Annotated in this window: 15 protein-coding genes; all 15 read right to left on the bottom strand. The window is 72.6% G+C overall.

All coding sequences use genetic code 11. The features are described 5' to 3' along the window. Positions 1–247: 247 nt before the first annotated feature. The 15 genes from O7608_RS16280 to O7608_RS16210 all read right to left on the bottom strand — a co-directional run bounded on the left by O7608_RS16280 (position 248) and on the right by O7608_RS16210 (position 17,580). On the bottom strand, positions 248–586 hold the full coding sequence (locus O7608_RS16280) for a DUF167 domain-containing protein (protein ID WP_289205378.1): 339 nt from the start codon (positions 584–586) through the stop codon (positions 248–250). A 22-nt stretch (positions 587–608) separates the two neighbouring features. Continuing rightward, a complete protein-coding gene (locus O7608_RS16275; protein WP_289205377.1) occupies positions 609–1,346 on the bottom strand; it encodes a hypothetical protein in 738 nt (245 codons plus the stop codon). Between the two features lie 52 nt (positions 1,347–1,398). After that, entirely contained in the window at positions 1,399–2,202 is an 804-nt protein-coding gene (locus tag O7608_RS16270) for a DivIVA domain-containing protein (protein WP_289205376.1), read from the bottom strand. 40 nt (positions 2,203–2,242) lie between these two features. Beyond that, positions 2,243–2,548, bottom strand: coding sequence for a YggT family protein (locus O7608_RS16265; RefSeq protein ID WP_282228229.1), 306 nt, complete (start codon positions 2,546–2,548; stop codon positions 2,243–2,245). Between the two features lie 24 nt (positions 2,549–2,572). After that, positions 2,573–3,286, bottom strand: a complete 714-nt coding sequence (locus O7608_RS16260) for a cell division protein SepF (protein ID WP_289205375.1) — start codon at positions 3,284–3,286, stop codon at positions 2,573–2,575. 191 nt (positions 3,287–3,477) lie between these two features. Further along, on the bottom strand, positions 3,478–4,248 hold the full coding sequence (locus tag O7608_RS16255) for a YggS family pyridoxal phosphate-dependent enzyme (RefSeq protein ID WP_289205374.1): 771 nt from the start codon (positions 4,246–4,248) through the stop codon (positions 3,478–3,480). Then, positions 4,245–5,354: a cell division protein FtsZ gene (gene ftsZ / locus O7608_RS16250; protein ID WP_282228232.1), complete on the bottom strand. Its 1,110-nt coding sequence runs from the start codon at positions 5,352–5,354 to the stop codon at positions 4,245–4,247. Before ftsZ ends, O7608_RS16255 begins: the two co-directional genes overlap by 4 nt. Positions 5,355–5,638: 284 nt before the next feature. Next, a complete protein-coding gene (locus O7608_RS16245) occupies positions 5,639–6,448 on the bottom strand; it encodes a cell division protein FtsQ/DivIB (protein WP_289205373.1) in 810 nt (269 codons plus the stop codon). A 128-nt stretch (positions 6,449–6,576) separates the two neighbouring features. Next, positions 6,577–8,007: a UDP-N-acetylmuramate--L-alanine ligase gene (gene murC / locus O7608_RS16240; protein WP_289205372.1), complete on the bottom strand. Its 1,431-nt coding sequence runs from the start codon at positions 8,005–8,007 to the stop codon at positions 6,577–6,579. A 22-nt stretch (positions 8,008–8,029) separates the two neighbouring features. Then, complete coding sequence (gene murG / locus O7608_RS16235) at positions 8,030–9,136, bottom strand: undecaprenyldiphospho-muramoylpentapeptide beta-N-acetylglucosaminyltransferase (RefSeq protein WP_289205371.1); 1,107 nt, start codon at positions 9,134–9,136, stop codon at positions 8,030–8,032. Between the two features lie 121 nt (positions 9,137–9,257). Beyond that, complete coding sequence (locus tag O7608_RS16230) at positions 9,258–10,700, bottom strand: FtsW/RodA/SpoVE family cell cycle protein (protein WP_421361541.1); 1,443 nt, start codon at positions 10,698–10,700, stop codon at positions 9,258–9,260. A 353-nt stretch (positions 10,701–11,053) separates the two neighbouring features. Further along, positions 11,054–12,178 carry a phospho-N-acetylmuramoyl-pentapeptide-transferase gene (gene mraY, locus O7608_RS16225; protein ID WP_289205370.1) on the bottom strand — a complete coding sequence of 375 codons (1,125 nt, stop codon included), beginning with the start codon at positions 12,176–12,178 and terminating at the stop codon, positions 11,054–11,056. Next, the gene (locus O7608_RS16220; RefSeq protein WP_289205369.1) at positions 12,175–13,650 is read right to left on the bottom strand and encodes a UDP-N-acetylmuramoyl-tripeptide--D-alanyl-D-alanine ligase; all 1,476 of its coding nucleotides are present in this window, start codon (positions 13,648–13,650) and stop codon (positions 12,175–12,177) included. Before O7608_RS16220 ends, mraY begins: the two co-directional genes overlap by 4 nt. Then, positions 13,647–15,173 (bottom strand): UDP-N-acetylmuramoyl-L-alanyl-D-glutamate--2,6-diaminopimelate ligase, encoded by a 1,527-nt coding sequence (locus tag O7608_RS16215; protein WP_289205368.1) that lies wholly within the window; start codon positions 15,171–15,173, stop codon positions 13,647–13,649. Before O7608_RS16215 ends, O7608_RS16220 begins: the two co-directional genes overlap by 4 nt. Positions 15,174–15,279: 106 nt before the next feature. Further along, a complete protein-coding gene (locus O7608_RS16210; protein ID WP_289205367.1) occupies positions 15,280–17,580 on the bottom strand; it encodes a peptidoglycan D,D-transpeptidase FtsI family protein in 2,301 nt (766 codons plus the stop codon). Positions 17,581–17,585: the final 5 nt, after the last annotated feature.

Genomic DNA, 17,585 nt, shown 5'->3' with positions numbered 1-17,585 from the left:
GTGCTCCGGCGGACCGTCGGAGCCGCTGCCGACGCCCGGCCGCGGAGCACCGTCGGGTGCGCAACAGGTCCGTTGCACACTCCGGAGATTCGCAAGGATACGGAACGTGAAGGCTTCCGACAACAATGCCGCCTTCTTTGCCCCGTTTTGTATGGCTTTACCTGCCGTACAAAAGGTTTTTTCTCGACCAGATATCAGCAAAGCGGGCACATCGTGATCGATGCTCCACACCCTAGTGGTCCGACCGTCAGCTGTCCCGTAGTTGCGCGACGCGGGCAGTGAGCCGGTCGGCCTCGTCGGCCACCGCGACGGCGAAGACCTTGTCACGGCTCGTCGCACCGGTCTGTACCGTGACCCGGCGGGCCGGTACGTCGAGCGCGGCCGCGAGCGCGCGGCGGGCGGCCTCGGTGGCGCGACCGTCCACCGCCGGTGCCGACACGGCTATCACCAACGCGGGACCGCGCGGGCCCGGATGGGACCCGCCGACGCGGGACCGCGACGACCCTGGCTTGACCCGTACGGCGACCGACAGGCTGGTCGACGCGCGATCGGCACGACGACCGCCACGATCAGGCGGGGACGGCATGGACCCGACGCGGCCGCACCGGTCAGACCCGGCCGGCCTCGGTCAGCAGCGCCCGGTCCGGCCCGCACAGACTGCACGGCGTGAAGCCGAGCTCCAACGCCTCCCGTACGGGCAGCGGCTCCCCTGGGCGGGTCACCAGGTGCACGCAGTCGGACAGGTGGTACCGGGGCCGGCCGTCGACCACGATCACCTCGGCCTCGATCCGGGCCAGGACGGCCCGCTCGGCCTCGGCCGTCTGCTCGGCGGCAGGTTCGTCGGGCGGGTCGACCTCGACCTCGACCGGATCGTCGCCCACCGCCCCGGTGCCCGGGGACGCGCCCGTCTGCGAACCGCCGGTCGGCTGCCGGCTGGCCGGCACCGTCGCCGTGGCATCCGGCACTGCAGTGCCCGGCACCGTGTCGTCCAGCACCGTCGCCGACGCCGGCGGGAAGGTCACCGCCGGGTCCGGCACCGTTCGCGCCGCCCCCGCAGGGGTGGCCGCCGGCGGGAAACCGGAACGCGCCGGCGGCGGATCGGCGACGTACGGCTCGTCGTATCCGACCGGCCAACCGCCGGCACCGGGCGTGCTCAATTCGGCGTCGGCCGCGTCGGCGTCGGCCGCGCGGGCCGCAGCCGCCTGGCGGGCACCGACGACGAGGGCGACCGCAGCGAGCAGGCTCGCCACGATCGAACCGACCAGCAACATGCTGGAACCGCCCGCCAGGCCGAGCACGAGCAGCGTGACGGCGACGAGGATGAGCAGCAAGCTTGCAACGATCACGGCTCACCCCCGCCGCACTGTCCCTGGCGTATCCCCCGCAGCCGACTCGGCCTCAGCGGCCGGCCTCAAGAGCGCTCGACCGGCTACCGCCGTAGGAGCTGGCCAACCCGGCGGTGGCCAGACCACCGGAGCCAGCGGCGGAGCGACCGCCCTCGACCCGACCCATCTCGGCCTCCAGGCCCTGGCCGCGACCGTCGAGATCGCGCAGCTGGCTCTCCAGGTACGCCTTGAGCCGGGTCCGGTACTCGCGCTCGAACTGCTTGAGCTCCTCGATGTGCTTCTGCAGCGCGGTCCGCTTGGCGTCGAGCCCGCCCATCGCCTCCTGGTGGCGCTGCCGCGCGTCGCGCTCCAACGCGTCGGCCTTGGCCCGCGCCTCGCGGGTGACCTCCTCGGCCTTGGTCCGGGCGTCGGTGAGTAGCTTGTCGGCTTCCCGGCGCGCGTCGGAGACGTGGTCGTCCGCGGTCCGCTGGGCCATCATCAGCACCCGCAGCGCCTGCTGCTCGCCGTCGCCGCCGACACCGCCGGGGCCGCCGGTCGACCGGACCTGCTCCAGCTCGGCCTGCATCGCGCGGGCGGCCTGCTCGGCGGCGGCCTTGTCCCGCTGCACGCGGTCGAGCTGCGCCTTGAGGTCGTTCAGCTCCGCCGCGAGCCGCGGGTCGCCGCCGGGACCGGCCGGGCCGCCCCGCCCGCCCCGCTCCACCTGGGCGCGCAGCTCGTTGTTCTCCTCGATCAGACGGGCGAGCTCACGCTCGACCTCGTCCAGGAAGGCGTCGACCTCCTCCTCGTCGTACCCCCGCTTGCCGATCGGAGGTTTTTTGAAGGCGACGTTGTGGACGTCGGCCGGGGTTAGCGGCATCGAAACTCCTCGGGTCAGTTGCGGCCGCGTAGCGCGCCGGTCAGTTGGTTGCCCTGATCAGCGGCTCCACCACGAACGTGATCAGCACGAACAGGATAACCAGGAGCACAAGGGAGGCCAGGTCGAAGCTCACGGTACCAATTCGCAGTGGTGGGATCACCCGCCTCAACGCTTTGAGAGGGGGATCAGTGACGCTCCACACCGATTCCATTCCGGCGGCGGCCCCCCGCCCGGGTTGCCACCGCCGACCGTACTGAAGCACCGCACTCAGGACAAACCTCGCCAACAGGGTCAGCAGAAACACGTACAGCAGCAGATACAGGACTTGGAACAAGATCGACAACACGGCAGGCCAGGTCCTCGTCTGGGGTTAGCTCAAGCTGAAAAATCCACCCTCGGCTATCTTGGCCTTGTCCTCGGCGGTGACCTGGACGTTGGCCGGTGAGAGCAGAAACACCCGGTTGGTGACGCGCTCGATCGTACCGCGCAGACCGAAGGCCAGTCCGGCAGCGAAATCAACCAGTCGGCGGGCATCCGCCTCGTCCATCTCGGTGAGGTTGATGATCACCGGGGTGCCGTCGCGGAAGTGCTCGCCGATCGTGCGGGCCTCCCGGTAGGTCGTGGGGTGCAGCGTGGTGATCTGGTAGCGCTGCTCCTCCTCGGCGACGACCACCCGCTCGCGCACCACCGGCTGTGGCGCGAGAGCCAGGTTGTCCCGGGTCTGGTACGTAGGGGTCGACGCCTGGTCGGCACCGCCCCGGGTGATCGAACGCACACTGGACCGTTCGGACCGTTCGGACCGCTCCGGCTCGCCGCCCCGGGCGTCCCGGTCGGCCAACCGGTGCTCCCGCTCGGCGGCGCGGGCATGCAGCCGGTCCGACGGCCGCAGCCGCTCCACCGTCGGGCGGGCGCGCGGCGGCGGATCGTCCGGCTCTTCGTCGTCAGCGAACTCGTCGGCGTACCTGCTGTCGCGGTATCGCGACTCACGGTAACTGGCCTTGTCGTACCCGCCGTCGTCGTAGCCCCGGTCGTCGTCCTCCTCGACCAGGCCTAGCCAGACCCCCGCCTTGCGCAGTGCACCCATGCCGCGCCCCTCCGTCCGCCGTACGGCACGCGCCCCCGCCGTGCCGCTGTCGCGCGTGAACACCGCTGCGTGCCCACCGGTCCGAGTCGTCCCCCCGTCGGTGTCCCTCTTACCCGGTCACCGACGTCGACCCCCGACTACGAGGGGTCCGCCCCGAACAACACTGATGTAGTTTGGTACCCGCCGTCAGGCTACCGTAGCGTTGGGCGGTTTCCGAGCAACGCACTTCCGACACGGACGTGTGTCGCACCGGCGGCGATCGCCGCTTCGAGGTCCCCGCTCATCCCGGCCGAGATCACCCGTGCCTGCGGCACCGCCGCCGTGAGCTGGGCGGACAGCTCGGCCAGTCGGGCGAATGCCGGCTCGGGCGGCCGACCCAGCGGTGCCACCGCCATCAGGCCGGCGAGTCGCAGATGCGACTGCGCCGTGACGGCATCGACCACCGGCCAGAAGCCGTGGTCGGAGTCGGTGGAATCGATCAGCACCCCACCACGTCCCGCGACGCCGTCCAGACTGACCTGCACGAGTACGTCGAGCAGCCGGGGCGTCGTCCGGCCGGCGGCGGACTCGGCAGCAGCGGCGACGTCGAGCGCCCGGGCCAGCGCCACCCGGTCCACCGACTGCACCACGTCGGCGTACCGGACGACCGACCGGCACTTGTTGCGCTGCAGCTGACCGATGAAGTGCCAGCGCGGTGTCGGCACCGACGGATCGGCGGCGAGCGCCGCCGCCTTCGGCGCCGCCTCCTGGTCGCGGTTCTCCCCGACGTCGGTGACACCGAGTTCGGCGAGCAGCCGCACGTCGCTGGCGGGACAGGTCTTGGTCACCGCGATCAACGTCACCTCGGCGGGGTCGCGGCCGGCCGCCACGGCGGCGGCGGTGACCCGGGCCCGGACCGCAACGAGCGCGTCGGCCAGCTCGGCCCGCCGGTCCCCGTCGGTACGCCGGTCGCGGCTGGTCACGAGCCGTTCTTCAGGAAGTCCGGCACGTCCACGTCGTCGAAGAGCACCCGGCGGGTCTGCGGGGTCGGCGGCTGGGGGGCCGGCGCCACCGCCGGGGCGGCCGGCGACACCGGGCTCGCGGGCACCTTGCGCGGACCTTCGGCCGGCTTGTACGCCGGTGCCCCGCCGTCGAACCCGGCGGCGATGACGGTCACCCGCACCTCGTCGCCGAGGGCGTCGTCGATGACCGCGCCGAAGATGATGTTGGCGTCGGCGTGCGCGGCGTCGGTGACCAGCTGGGCCGCGTCGTTGATCTCGAACAGCCCGAGATCGGAGCCACCGGCGATGGACAGCAGCACCCCCCGGGCACCGTCCATGCTCTGTTCCAGCAGCGGGCTGGAGATGGCGGCCTCGGCGGCCTCGACGGCCCGGTTCTCGCCCCGGGCGCTACCGATGCCCATCAGTGCGCTGCCGGCCCCGCTCATCACGCTCTTCACGTCGGCGAAGTCCAGGTTGATCAGACCCGGTGTGGTGATCAGGTCGGTGATCCCCTGGACACCGGAGAGCAACACCTGGTCGGCCTGGCGGAAGGCGTCCATCATGCTGATCCCCCGGTCACCGAGGGCCAGCAGCCGGTCGTTCGGGATGACGATCAGCGTGTCGCACTGGTTGCGCAGCTCCTCGATGCCGGCCTCGGCCTGCACCTGGCGGCGCTTGCCCTCGAAGGAGAACGGCCGGGTGACCACACCGATCGTCAGCGCGCCGAGCTTACGGGCGATGTTGGCGACCACCGGAGCGCCGCCGGTACCCGTACCGCCACCCTCACCGCAGGTGACGAAGACCATGTCGGCGCCCTTGAGCACTTCCTCGATCTCGTCACGGTGGTCCTCGGCGGCGTTCTTGCCGACGTCCGGGTTGGCCCCCGCGCCGAGGCCCCGGGTCAGCTCGCGGCCGACGTCGAGCTTGACGTCGGCGTCGCTCATCAGCAACGCCTGGGCGTCGGTGTTGATCGCGATGAACTCGACGCCCTTGAGGCCAACCTCGATCATCCGGTTGACGGCGTTGACGCCGCCTCCGCCGATGCCGACGACCTTGATGACCGCCAGGTAGTTGTGCGGAGGTGTCATCGGGGTGCCTTCCCTTCGAGATTGGCGGGCGCCGGCCTGACCCGGTTGGACCACGGAGGACAGACCCGTCGTACACGAGAGCGCGGGCGGAACCCTAACCCTCTACTAGAGGCTCAGGGCTATGTCAACCACTGCGCCTCTCGTGGCAACGTAAGCGCACGTACGGCGTGATCCAAGGACCACGACGGCGTGTCGCCCGGTGCACCGCACCGAGTCCGACCCGGCACCCCGTAATGTACCTTCTGCACGGAGCCGTCCTGAAATCACGCGAACGGCACGCCGGGTCAGCGGATCGTCACCACATCCGGTGCGCTGACATCCATGACGGTGTCCGCGCGTTCCAACAGCGCGTCCGCCACCTGCGCCTTGACCTCATTGTCGGTGGCGTCACCCCAGATCACCACCCGGTCGTCGGCAAGGCGCAACTGGATCCCGGCCGGACCGCTCACCTCGATCTCGACGAGCAGCTCCCGCAGGGGGGCGGTCAGCGCGCCGAGCACGCTCACCGCGTCACGCGCCAGCCCCTGGTCGAACTCCGCAGCCGTCAACCGGATCACCGCCAGCCCGTCCGGGCGGGTGGCCACGGTCCGAAACGCCACCCCGGCGGCGTCGACGACCAGGTACCCGTCGCCCTGCGGCACCACGGCCGCCGGCACCCGCTCCACCACGGTGATCACCAACGTGCCGGGCCAGTCACGGCTGGCCACCGCACGCTCCACCGCCGCCAGGGCGGCGACCCGGTCGGCCACCGCCGTCAGGTCCACCCGGACCAGCGGCGTGCCGACCGGCACGTCGGCGGCGGCCCGTACGGCGTCCTCGGTGGTCACCACGGCCCCGGCGACCTGCACCCGGTCCACGCCGAACACCGAGGTCGCCGCGACCACCCACCACCCGGTCAGGGCAAGCACCAGCACCACACCCGCGACCGCCCAGGGCAGCGCCGCCCGCAACCGACGGCGCCGGGCCCGACGCATGAACCGGCGGACCGACGGCGGTACCGCCTCCCGACTCGCCCGGACCAGCCGCCACCGGCGGCCCGGCCGGGATCCGGTGCGTGACTCGCCGTCGGAGCCGCCACCGGAGCCGGTCCGCACCCCGGAGACACCACCGCTCGGAGACCCGGTCGACCGCCCGCCCGGGCGGGCGGCACCGGATCGGGGTACTCCCGGTCGGCCGGCCGCCGCCCGACCGAGGCCGGGTCGGCCCGGTCGGCCGGCGGGCGTCATCCGGCGTCGGCCGCCGCAGCCAGCGCGGCCAGCAGTTCGTCACCGAGCAGGGAGATCGGCGGAGCACCCATGGTGACGACGACGTCACCCGGACGGGCCCGGCGGACCACCTCACCCGGGACGTCCTCCCAGGAGGGCACGAAGACCTTGCGGTCGTCGGGCAGCGGCACCGCCGCGGTCAACGACACCCCGCCCTCGCCAGGTTCACGGAGCTCACCGGGGCCGAACACCTCCATCACGATCACCTCGTCGGCGATCGACAACGCCTCGGCGAGTTCGGCCTGCAGGTCCCGGGTGCGGTAGACCCGGTAGGGCTGGAACACCACGACGAGCCGACCGTCACCGGCGACCTCCTGCATGGTGCGCAACGCCGCCGTCATCGAGGTCGGGTGGTAGGCGTACTCGTCGTAGACCGTCACCCCGGCGGTGCTGCCCTTGCGCTCGAACCGGCGCCGGACCCCGGGGAACGCGCCGAGCGCGGCGACCGCCGCGCCGATGGGCACACCCAGGCGCAGGGCGGTGAGCACCGCCGCCGCGCTGTTGAGCCCCAGATGGCGCCCCGGCACCGGCAGGACGATCTCACCGAGCGGAGCACCGTCCAGGGTGGCCTGGTAGCGCACCCCGGCTGCGGCGGACCCGATCTGCGACAACCGCAGGTCCGCGTCGGCGGACTCCCCGTAGGTGTGGACGGTGCGGCCCTCGTCGCGCAGCGCCTCGGTCAGCGCTCGGGTGCCCGGGTCGTCGGCGCAGGTCACCACGAAGCCGTCCGGGTCGGTCAGCCGGGCGAACTCGGCGAACCCGGCGGCCAGGCCGGCCAGGTCGCCGTAGGTGTTCAGGTGGTCGGCGTCGATGTTCGTGACGATCGACACGTACGGCCGGTAGAGCAGGAAGGACCGGTCGCTCTCGTCGGCCTCGGCGACGAAGTAGTCCCCCGTACCGTGATGGGCGTTGGATCCGACCTCGGAGATCTCCCCGCCGATCACGAAGGACGGATCCTCGCCGGCCTGCTGCAGGATCAGGGTGACCATCGAGGTCGTGGTGGTCTTGCCGTGGGTGCCGGCCACCGCGATGGTCCGCCGGCCGGTCATCGCGGCGGCCAGCGCCTCGGAACGGTGCAGCACCCGCAGCCCGCGCGCCCGGGCGGTGGCCAGTTCGACGTGGTCGGCCGGGATCGCGGTCGAATAGACGACGGTGTCCACGCCGTCGAGGTTCGCCGCGTCGTGGGTCATGTGGATGGTGCCGCCGAGCGCGCGCAGCCCGGCCAGCGACGGCCAGTCCCGCAGTTCGCTGCCGGTCACCGGGATGCCACGGGTGAGCAGCAGGCGGGCCAGGCCGCTCATGCCGACCCCGCCGACACCGATGAGATGTACGGTGCCCAGGTCCTCGGCGGCGAGAGTACCGGCCGGGGCGAACTCGGTGGTGTTCACGTGGTCACCTTCCCATCGCGGGTCATCGGGACACCGCCTCGTAGACGAAGTCGAGCAGTGCCTCGTCGCCGTCGCGACGACCGTACGCGGCCGCCGCCGCACCCATCGCGGCCAGCCGCTGCGGATCCCGGGCCAGCGGCACCACGACCTGCTCGATCCAGGCCGGGGTCAGCTCGGCGTCGTCGACCAGCAGCCCACCGCCCGCCTCGACCACCGGCAGGGCGTTGCGCTTCTGTTCCTGGTTGCTGTGCGGGTACGGCACGTAGACGGCCGGCAGCCCGATCGCGGCCACCTCCGCGCAGGTCATCGCCCCGCCCCGGCACACCATCAGGTCGGCGGCGGCATACCCCAGCTCCATCTCCGACAGGTACGGCAACGTCACGTACGGCGCCGGAAGATCGCTGGGTACGGAGATCGGCTCGTTGCGCGCGCCGATCGCGTGCAGCACCTGCACACCCGCGCGGGCCAGCTCCTTGGCGGCGCCGGAGACGGCCAGGTTGATCGACCGGGCCCCCTGCGAGCCGCCGGAGACGAAAATGGTCGGCAGGTCGGGGCGCAGCCCGAAGTGGGCGCGGGCGGCGGCCCGGGCGGCGGCCCGGTCGAGTCCGGCGATGCCCCGGCGCAGCGGCACACCGACGACCCGCGCCTGACGCAGCGACTCGGCCTGCACCGGCTGGTGCGGGAACCCGACCGCGACGTGCTTGGTGAACCGCATCCCCATCCGATTGGCCACCCCCGGTGGCACGTTCACCTCGTGCACCACGATCGGCAGCTCACGCCGCCAGGCCGCCAGGTACGCGGGCACCGAGACGTAGCCGCCGAACCCGACGACGACGTCGGCCTGCACCTCGTCGATCACCTTGCCGGCGGCGCGGGCGGCCTTGAACATCCGGTCCGGAGTACGCACGAGGTTCATGTTGACCGACCGGGGCAGCTGATGTGCGGGGATCAGCCGCAGATCGTAGCCGTGCGGCGGAATCAGTTCGTTCTCCAGCCCCTTGGGGGTGCCGAGACAGGTGATCCGGACGCTCGGATCGTGTCGGCGCAGGCAGTCGGCGAAGGCGAGCAACGGGTAGATGTGCCCGCCGGTACCTCCACCCGCCAGTACCACCGATCGCAGCGGACCCATCAGTATCTCCTCTCGCTCGCTCCGGTGGACACGGCGGCCGGCGTGTCGCCGACGGCGAGCGCGACACCACCGACGGTACGTGCGGACCGCCGGGCCCGGGCACGCCTTTCGCGGGGGTACGTTAACGCCCGTCCCGGCGCTTCGGCGCACGGGGCGTCGCCGACCCGCCGGAGCTGCCGGAACGCGCCTGGCGATCGGCCTGCCCCGGCGGGCGCGGCGCGACCCCGGGCTGGCGTGACTGGCCGGGCTGGCGTGACTGGCCGGGCGCGACGCCGGTCATCCGGGGCTTCGCCGGGTGCCGGCGACGCGGCAACGGCGGCAACGGGGCCCAGAGCAGGCGGACCCAGCGCGCCGGTGGGCGGGCGTTGAGCGCCCGCGCGGCGTCCGGCTCGGCCCGGGCGAACGACGCCAGCATGCCGATCGCGGCCAGGGTCACCACCAGTGCGCTGCCACCCGCCGAGATGAACGGCAGCGGGATGCCGGTGATCGGCAGCAACCCGACCACTCCCCCGATGTTGATCACCGCCTGGCTGATCAGCCAGCTGGCCGCAGCGGCCGCAGCGAGCCGGCGGAACGCGTCGTCGACCCGCCTGGCGATACGCAGCGCGGTGTACGCCAGGACCGCGAACAGGGCCAGCACCACGACGCAGCCGACCACACCGAGCTCCTCGGCGACGATGGCGAAGATGAAGTCGTCCTCGGCCTGCGGCAGGTAGCCCCACTTCAACCGGCTGGACCCGAGCCCTTCACCGAACCAGCCGCCGTTGGCGATGGCGTACCGGGCCTGTAGCGCCTGGTAGCAGTCGTCGACGCACTGGTCCGGCGGGGTGAAGAACGACGTGAGCCGGGCAAGCCGGTAGTTGTCCGCGTCCTGGGCACCGGAGCCGGCACCCTGCCAGGCGGCGGCGATCAGCAGGCCGATGCCGGCCAGGCCGACCGCGCCCAGCGTGGCGAAGATCCGCAGCGGGACGCCGGCGGCCCAGAGCAGCCCGACGACCAGCGCCAGGATGCAGAGCATAGTGCCCAGGTCGTTGTAGCCGACCAGGAGGAACAGCAGGCCGACGGCGGGAAACAACGGGATCGCCAGTTGCCGCCACTGGCCCAGGTCGGCACCCTTACGGGCGATCACGTCGGCACCCCACAGCACCAGCCCGAGCTTGGCCAGCTCGGAGGGCTGCAGCTGGAACGAGCCGAAGTAGAGCCAGAGCAGGTGGGCACGGACCGGGCCGATCTGGGCCTGCGGCCAGCCGGCGAGCGAGGCGAGCAGCAGCATCCCGTTGAGCACCAGCAGCAACGCGACGGAGGCGCCGAGGATGACGATGCCCAGTGCCCGGAACGTACGTCCGGGCAGTCGCTGACACAGCCAGAAGGCGACCAGACCGATCACCGCGAAGGTCGCCTGGCGGCTCAGGACGCTGAACGCGCTGCCGTCGTCGATGTAGGCCTTGATGCTGGTCGCGGAGAAGACCATGGTCAGGCCGATCATCAGCAGCAGACCGCTGCTGAAAATCAGCAGATAGTACGAGGCGAGCGGTCGGGCCAGCATCCCCCGCAGGGCGGCCAACCCACCGCCGAGGTCCCACCCTCCGCCGCCGGTCGGCGACGACACGGGCTGCCCGGACGGGGCCGACGGCCGCTGGCCCGCCCCGGTCCGGGTCGACGAGCCCTGGCCCGGACCGGTCGCCCCGGTCCGGGGTGTCGCGGTCGCCGTGGTCCCGGCAGCAGGCTGGTCCGGATCGCCGCTCATCCGGACCGCCCCTTCGTCCCGCGCATCGGTCCATCATCGGCGGTGCCGCCGGTGCCGGCACGGCATCACGGCCGACCCCGGCGTGTCGTGACGATCAGATCGTCACCGGTGACCGTCGGTCAGCGGCGGCCGGCACCCGCCGGGCGGTCCGGTCGGCCCGTCACGGCGAGTCAGCCCATCACGGCGAGGAACTCGCTGTAGAACAGGCCCAGCCCGATCGCCACCCCGATCCCGGCGATGATCCAGAACCGGACGACGATGTTGACCTCGCTCCACCCCGCGAGCTCGAAGTGGTGCTGCAGCGGCGACATCCGGAACACCCGCTTGCCGGTGGTCCGGAACGAAATGATCTGGATCACCACCGACATCGTGATGATCACGAACAACCCGCCGATGATCAGCAGCAGCAGCATGGTCCGGGTGGCCATCGCCATCCCGGCGATCAGCCCGCCCAGGCCGAGCGCTCCGGTGTCGCCCATGAAGATGCGCGCCGGTGAGGTGTTCCACCACAGGAAGCCGACACAGGCACCGGCGGCGGCCCCGGCGATCAGCGCGATCTCCAGCGGGTCGCGCACCTGGTAGCAGTACTCGGCCGTGTAGTTGGGGTCGGCACACCAGTGTCGGTACTGCCAGAACGCGATCAGCGCGTACGCGCCGAGGACCATCACCGACGCTCCGGTGGCCAGCCCGTCGAGCCCGTCGGTCAGGTTCACCCCGTTGGTCGTCGCCATCACCACGAAGATGAAGATGACCACCGACACGGCCTTGCCGACGTCGAGGGCGTCGATGTCCCTGATGAACGAGATGGTGGTGCTGCCGACCGTCTCGGTGTTGGTCGCGTCGCCGGTGGAGTCCACCATCGTGCTCGGGAAGTAGAGCGCGATGATGCCGAAGACCGCGCCGACCAGGATCTGGCCGAGCAGCTTGCCACGCTTGTTCAACCCGGCGCTGTTGCGCTTGCGGACCTTGAGGAAGTCGTCGATGAAACCGACCGCGCCGGAGAAGACCAGCAGGCCGAGCAGGACCAACGCGGTGATGGTCGGCCCGATCTGGGCGATCTGCTGCTCCGGCAGGGTGGTCAGGGCCAGGTGCCCGGCAACGTAGGCGATCACCGTGGCGACGATGAAGACCACACCGCCCATCGTCGGCGTGCCCTTCTTGCCCTGGTGCATGGCCGGGCCCTCGGCCCGGATCGGTTGGCCGGCCTTGAGCCGGGTGAACACCTTGATCGCCACCGGCGTACCGAACAGTGACACCAGGAACGCCACGGCCGCCGCGACGATGACAGCCCTCACGCCGTCGCCTCCCCGGCACCGTCGCGCAGCGCGTCGGCGACCTCCCAGGTGCGGTAGCGCGAGCCTTTCACCAGAACCACGTCGCCGCCGGCCAGTTCCTGCCCGAGCAGGTCGATCGCTGCCTGTTGATCGGTGACCAGCACCGACTCCCCTTCCCACGTCTGCACCGACGCCGCTCCCTGTCGGATCGGCGCGGCCTGCTCACCCACCACCACCAGCCGGTGCACGCCGAGCTCGGCGGCGAGCCGCCCGACCTCGGCATGACCGGACTGCTCGTACTCGCCCAACTCGGCGAGGTAGCCGAGGACCGCGAAGGTCCGCCGCCCCTGGCCGAGGTCCGCCAACGCGCGCAACGCCGCCGCGGTGGAAGCCGGATTGGCATTGTAGGAATCGTCGATCACGGTCACGCCGTCCGGTCGGTCGAACACGTCCATCCGGCGGGTCGACACCAGCCGCAGCCCGCCGATCGCGGCGGCGAGCTCGGCCGGCCCGGTCATCCCGAGCTCGATCGCGACGGCCGCCGCCAACAGGCTGTTGCCGACCTGGTGACGGCCGCTGACGGCGAGCCGCACCGATGCCGTACCGCCCGGGGTGACCAGCTGGTACGTGGCCCGACCCCGGTCGTCGACGGTGACCTGCTCGGCACGGACCGTCGCCGCCGCATCCTCGCCGGCCAGCACCACCCGGGCACCGGTCCGGGCGGCCATGCCCGCCACCCGGGGATCGTCGGCGTTGAGCACCGCCACGCCGTCCGCCGGCAGCGCCTCGACCAGCTCACCCTTTGCCGTGGCGATCGCGTCGACGGAGCCGAACTCGCCGATGTGCGCGACCCCGACGTTGATCACGACCCCGATCCGGGGTCGGGCGATCTCGCAGAGGTGGCGGATGTGCCCGACTCCCCGGGCACCCATCTCCAGCACCAGGAAGCGGGTCTGCGCGTCGGCCCGCAACACCGTGTACGGGTGCCCGAGTTCGTTGTTGAACGACCCGGCGGGTGCCACCGTCGGCCCCAGTGCCGTGGCGAGCTGGGCGATCAGGTCCTTGGTGGTGGTCTTGCCGGAGGACCCGGTGATGCCGATCACGGTCAGCTGCGGCAGCCGGTCCAGCACGGCCCGGGCCAGCGCCGCCATGGCGACGAGCGGATCGTCGACCAGCACCATCGGCACCGGCCGGGTCACCACGGAGCCACCGCCCGACGCCGCGACGTCGGTCGACGCCGCGTCGTCGGTCGGGCCGTCGACGGCCACGTCGACCGGGCGGGTGCCGAGCACGGCGACCGCACCGGCGGCGATCGCGGTCGCCGCGAAGTCGTGCCCGTCGACCCGTTCCCCGGCGAAGGCGACGAACAGCCCACCGGGACCGATCTTGCGGGAGTCGAACTCCACCCCACCGGTGACGCGGACCGCCGGGTCGGCCGCGTGCAACCGCCCGCCGACCGCTGCGGCCACCTCGGCCAGCGTCATCGGGATCACGGCTGACCCACCAGCGCGCCGAAGCGGGCGGTCAGCGCCGCCGAGAGCTCCACCCGGTCGTCGAACGGCAGGATCTGGCCGTCGATCTCCTGGCCCTGCTCGTGCCCCTTGCCCAGCAGGGCTATCACGTCGGCCGGCGCGGCCAGTCGGACCGCCTCGTCGATCGCGGCACGCCGGCCGGCGACCTCCACCACCTCGGCACCGACGGCCTCGTCCGCCCCTCGGCGCAGCTGCGCCCGGATCACCGCCGGGTCCTCGGTACGGGGATTGTCATCGGTGACGATCACCAGGTCGGCACCGCGTGCGGCGGCCTGCCCCATCGTCGGACGCTTGCCCCGGTCCCGGTCACCGCCGGCGCCGATGACACAGATCAACCGGCCACGCCGGGACTGGCTCAGCCCGCGCAGCGCGGCCAGCACTGCCACGATCGCGTCGGGTTTGTGGGCGTAGTCCACCACGCCGAGCACCGGGCCGGGCGCGTCGACCTGCTCCAGACGGCCCGGAACGCCGGGGCAGGCGGCGACCCCGGCGGCGGCGGTCACCGGGTCGACGCCCAGCGCGACCAGGGTGGCGATGGCCAGCAGGGCGTTCGCCACGTTGTGCCGCCCGGGCAGGCCCACCCCGGCCTCGATCGACACCCCGTGCGGACCGAGGGCGATGAAGTGCTGCCGGTAGCCGTCGTCGCTGATCGCGGCGGCCCGCCAGGTCGCGGCGGCGTCCCCGGCGGCCGAGTAGGTGACCGTGTGCGGGCGGCGCAGCGGCGTCAACGCCGGGTCGTCGTGGTTGAGCACCTCGACCGCGCAGCGGCCGTCGAACAGCCGGGCCTTCGCCGCGAAGTAGTCGGCGGCGTCGGCGTGGAAGTCCAGATGGTCCGAGCCGAAGTTGGTGTAGCCGCCGACGGCGAACCGCACCCCGCCGACCCGGTCCAGCGCCAGCGCGTGGCTGGACACCTCCATCACCATGCTGGCCACGTCCCGTTCTGCGGCCACCGCCAGCATCGCGTGCAGGTCGGTCGCCTCCGGCGTGGTCCGGGCACTGGCGACCACCAGGTCGCCGAGCCGGGTCTCCACGGTGCCGATCAGGCCGGTGCGCTGGCCAGCGGCCCGCAGCCCCGCCTCCACCAGGTACGCGGTGCTGGTCTTGCCGGCGGTCCCGGTCAACCCGATCATCGCCAGCCGCTGGCTGGGCGCGCCGTAGACCGTCGCGGCGGCCGGCCCCAGGACGGCCCGGGGGTCGGCCACCACCAGGGCTGGCACCGTGGCGGCAGCCGCCGCCGCGGCACCGGCCGGATCGGTGAGCACGGCGAGGGCCCCGCGCGCGACGGCGTCGGCGACGAACTCGGCGCCGTGCCGCCGGGCTCCCGGCAGCGCCGCGTACAGGTCGCCGGGGCGGACCTCGCCGCTGGCGTGGGTGATTCCGCTGATCAGCGGGTTGTCGCCGACCGGTGGCGGCACTGCCACCGAGGCGGCGAGTTCCGCGAGCGGAACCGGACGATTGGTGCGGGGTCGTGGATTGCCGGGCACGGCGCTAGACCCTACCCGGTCCACGGGCGCAGACCGCGCAGCGGCTTACCGGTCGCACCGCATCGCGCGTCGTTTCGCCCGTACGGATGAGTTCCGGTGCAGGTCGTCACGGGTGCACCACGAACTCCGGTGGCGCCGTGCCGCTGGGCGGCACCCGGTAGTGCAGCAGGGTGAAGCGCATCATGTCGCGAAACGCCGGTGCCGGGATCTCCCCGCCGCCACCGCCGGGTACGTGCGCCACCACGGCGATGACGTACCGGGGGTCGTCGGCCGGGGCCATGCCGATGAACGAGGCCACCTCGCCCGGCTGCACCCGGCCTTCGGCGATCAGCCGGCCGGTGCCGGTCTTGCCGGCCACCCGGTAGCCGGAGACCGCCGCGGCGGTGCCGGTGGCACCGGGGATGGTGGTGACGCCCTCCATGATCGTGCGGAGCGCGGCGGCATTGTCCGCGCTGAGCACCCGTCGGGTGGTCGGCGGCGCGGCCGGCGTGCGCTCGCCGTCGTCGTCGACGATCTCCCGGATGATCCGTGGCTGGACGTAGACGCCGTCGTTGGCGATGGTGGCGTAGGCCGCCGCCATCTGCAGCGGCGTGGCGTCCACCGAGTGCCCGAGCGGCACCGACCCGTACGACGACGCGCTCCACTCGTCGATCGGCAGCACCCGGCCACCCGCCTCGCCGGGCAACCCGACGCCGGTCGGGCTGCCCAGCCCGAACGCCTCCTGGTAGGCGTACAGCCGCTCCGGACCGAGCAGATCGGCGATCTTGATCGTCCCGACGTTCGACGAGTAGGCCAACATCCCGGCCAGGCTGGTCTGCACGCCGGCCTCGATCGGTCGGGTGTCCCGGAAGGTGGTGTCGCCCTTGCGGATCGTCGGGCCGAGGTCGAAGGTGGTCTCCGGCTCGATCAGGCCCTCCTCCAGGGCCGCGCCGAAGACCAGCGCCTTGTGCACCGAACCCGGCTCGACGGTGAAGGTGGTCGCGATGTCCTGCCGGTCGGCCGGGTCGCTGGACCAGGCGTCGGCCGCGTTGTACGTGGGGTGGCTGGCCTGGGCCAGCACCTCACCGGTGTGCGCGTCGAGCACCACGGCGGCACCCACCCCGTCGACGTACGCCGACATCGCGGAGCTGAGCAGGCGCTGCACCTCGAACTGCAGGTCGCGGTCGATGGTGAGTACCAGGGAACTGCCCGGCTGCGGTTCGGTCTCCTGCCGGTAGCCGCCCGGGATCTCGGCCAGCCGCAGTTCCCGGTTGCCCTGTTCGGCGACGCGCTGGCCGTTCACGCCGCGCAGCACCTCGTCGTAGCGTGCCTCGAGGCCTTCCAGTCCGTTCATGTCCGTGCCGACGAAGCCGATCAGGTTGGCGGCCAGGTCGTTGCCCGGCACCTCGCGACGCTCGTCGTAGTCGACACCGATGCCGTCCAGCTCCAGTGCCAGCACGGCCTCGGCCACCTCGACGTCGACGCCCCGCGCGAGGAACTCGAAGCGCGACTCCTGCCCGTCCGGACGGGTCTGCGGCACCAGCCGCTCCAGCAGCGTCGACCTGGGGATCCCGAGCAACGGGGAGAGCGCCTCGGCGGCCGCCGGTGGATCCTCGACCAGACCCGGATCGGAGTAGACGAGCCGGGCGGCGACGCTGTGCACGAGGACCGCACCGGTGCGGTCGTAGATGCTGCCGCGTGGCGCCGGCACCACCACCGGGGCGCCGATGCGGTCCCGTACACCGCCGTCGGCGTAGGCCGGCGCGTCGACGACCTGGAGCACGACCAGCCGGATCCCGATCACCGCGAACATGGTGAGGGTCAGGAAGGTGCCCAGCCGCAGCCGCCGACGCGGGTCGGCGAGCCGGGGCAGGCTCCGGCGACGACGAGCGGGGCCGTCCCGGCGGGCCGCGCCGGCCCGGGAGGCGGTCGCGGTGGCGCGCCGCTGGGTGCCGGGCCGGGGCGCGGCGCCACCGGCCCGGCGGGCAGCACCCGCGCCGGTCCGCCGGGTGGTGTCGCCCGACCCGGTGCGCCGACCGGCGGCCGGCTCCGCCCGGCGACCGGCCGGCTCGCCGCCACGCGGGGTGCCGCCGGTGGCGCCCGACCGGTTCGGGCCGCCGGTGGTGGTCCGGCCGCCGTCGAGCACCTGCAGCGCCGGCCGGAACGGGTCGCGGCTGCGATCGGCGGCCCGCCCGGTACGTCGCTGTTCGGCCGACTCCCGCACGGTCCGGCCACGGGGGGTGTAGGCACGGGCGTCGGCGATGCCGCCGAGCGCGGTGCCGTCCCGTGGGGTGGCCTCCCGGCCGGTGCCACCGGTCCGGCCGGTGCCGCGCCGGGTGCCACCACCGGTGCCGGTGCCCGGTGTAGCGGATCCGCCGCGCCGGGAACCCTGCGGTTCCCGGCGCGGCGGATCGGCACGGTCAGCCACGCTGG

The organism is Solwaraspora sp. WMMA2056 (assembly GCF_030345095.1).
In the GTDB taxonomy this organism is placed as follows: Bacteria; Actinomycetota; Actinomycetes; order Mycobacteriales; family Micromonosporaceae; genus Micromonospora_E.
This window is presented reverse-complemented; position numbering and strand designations above follow the sequence as displayed.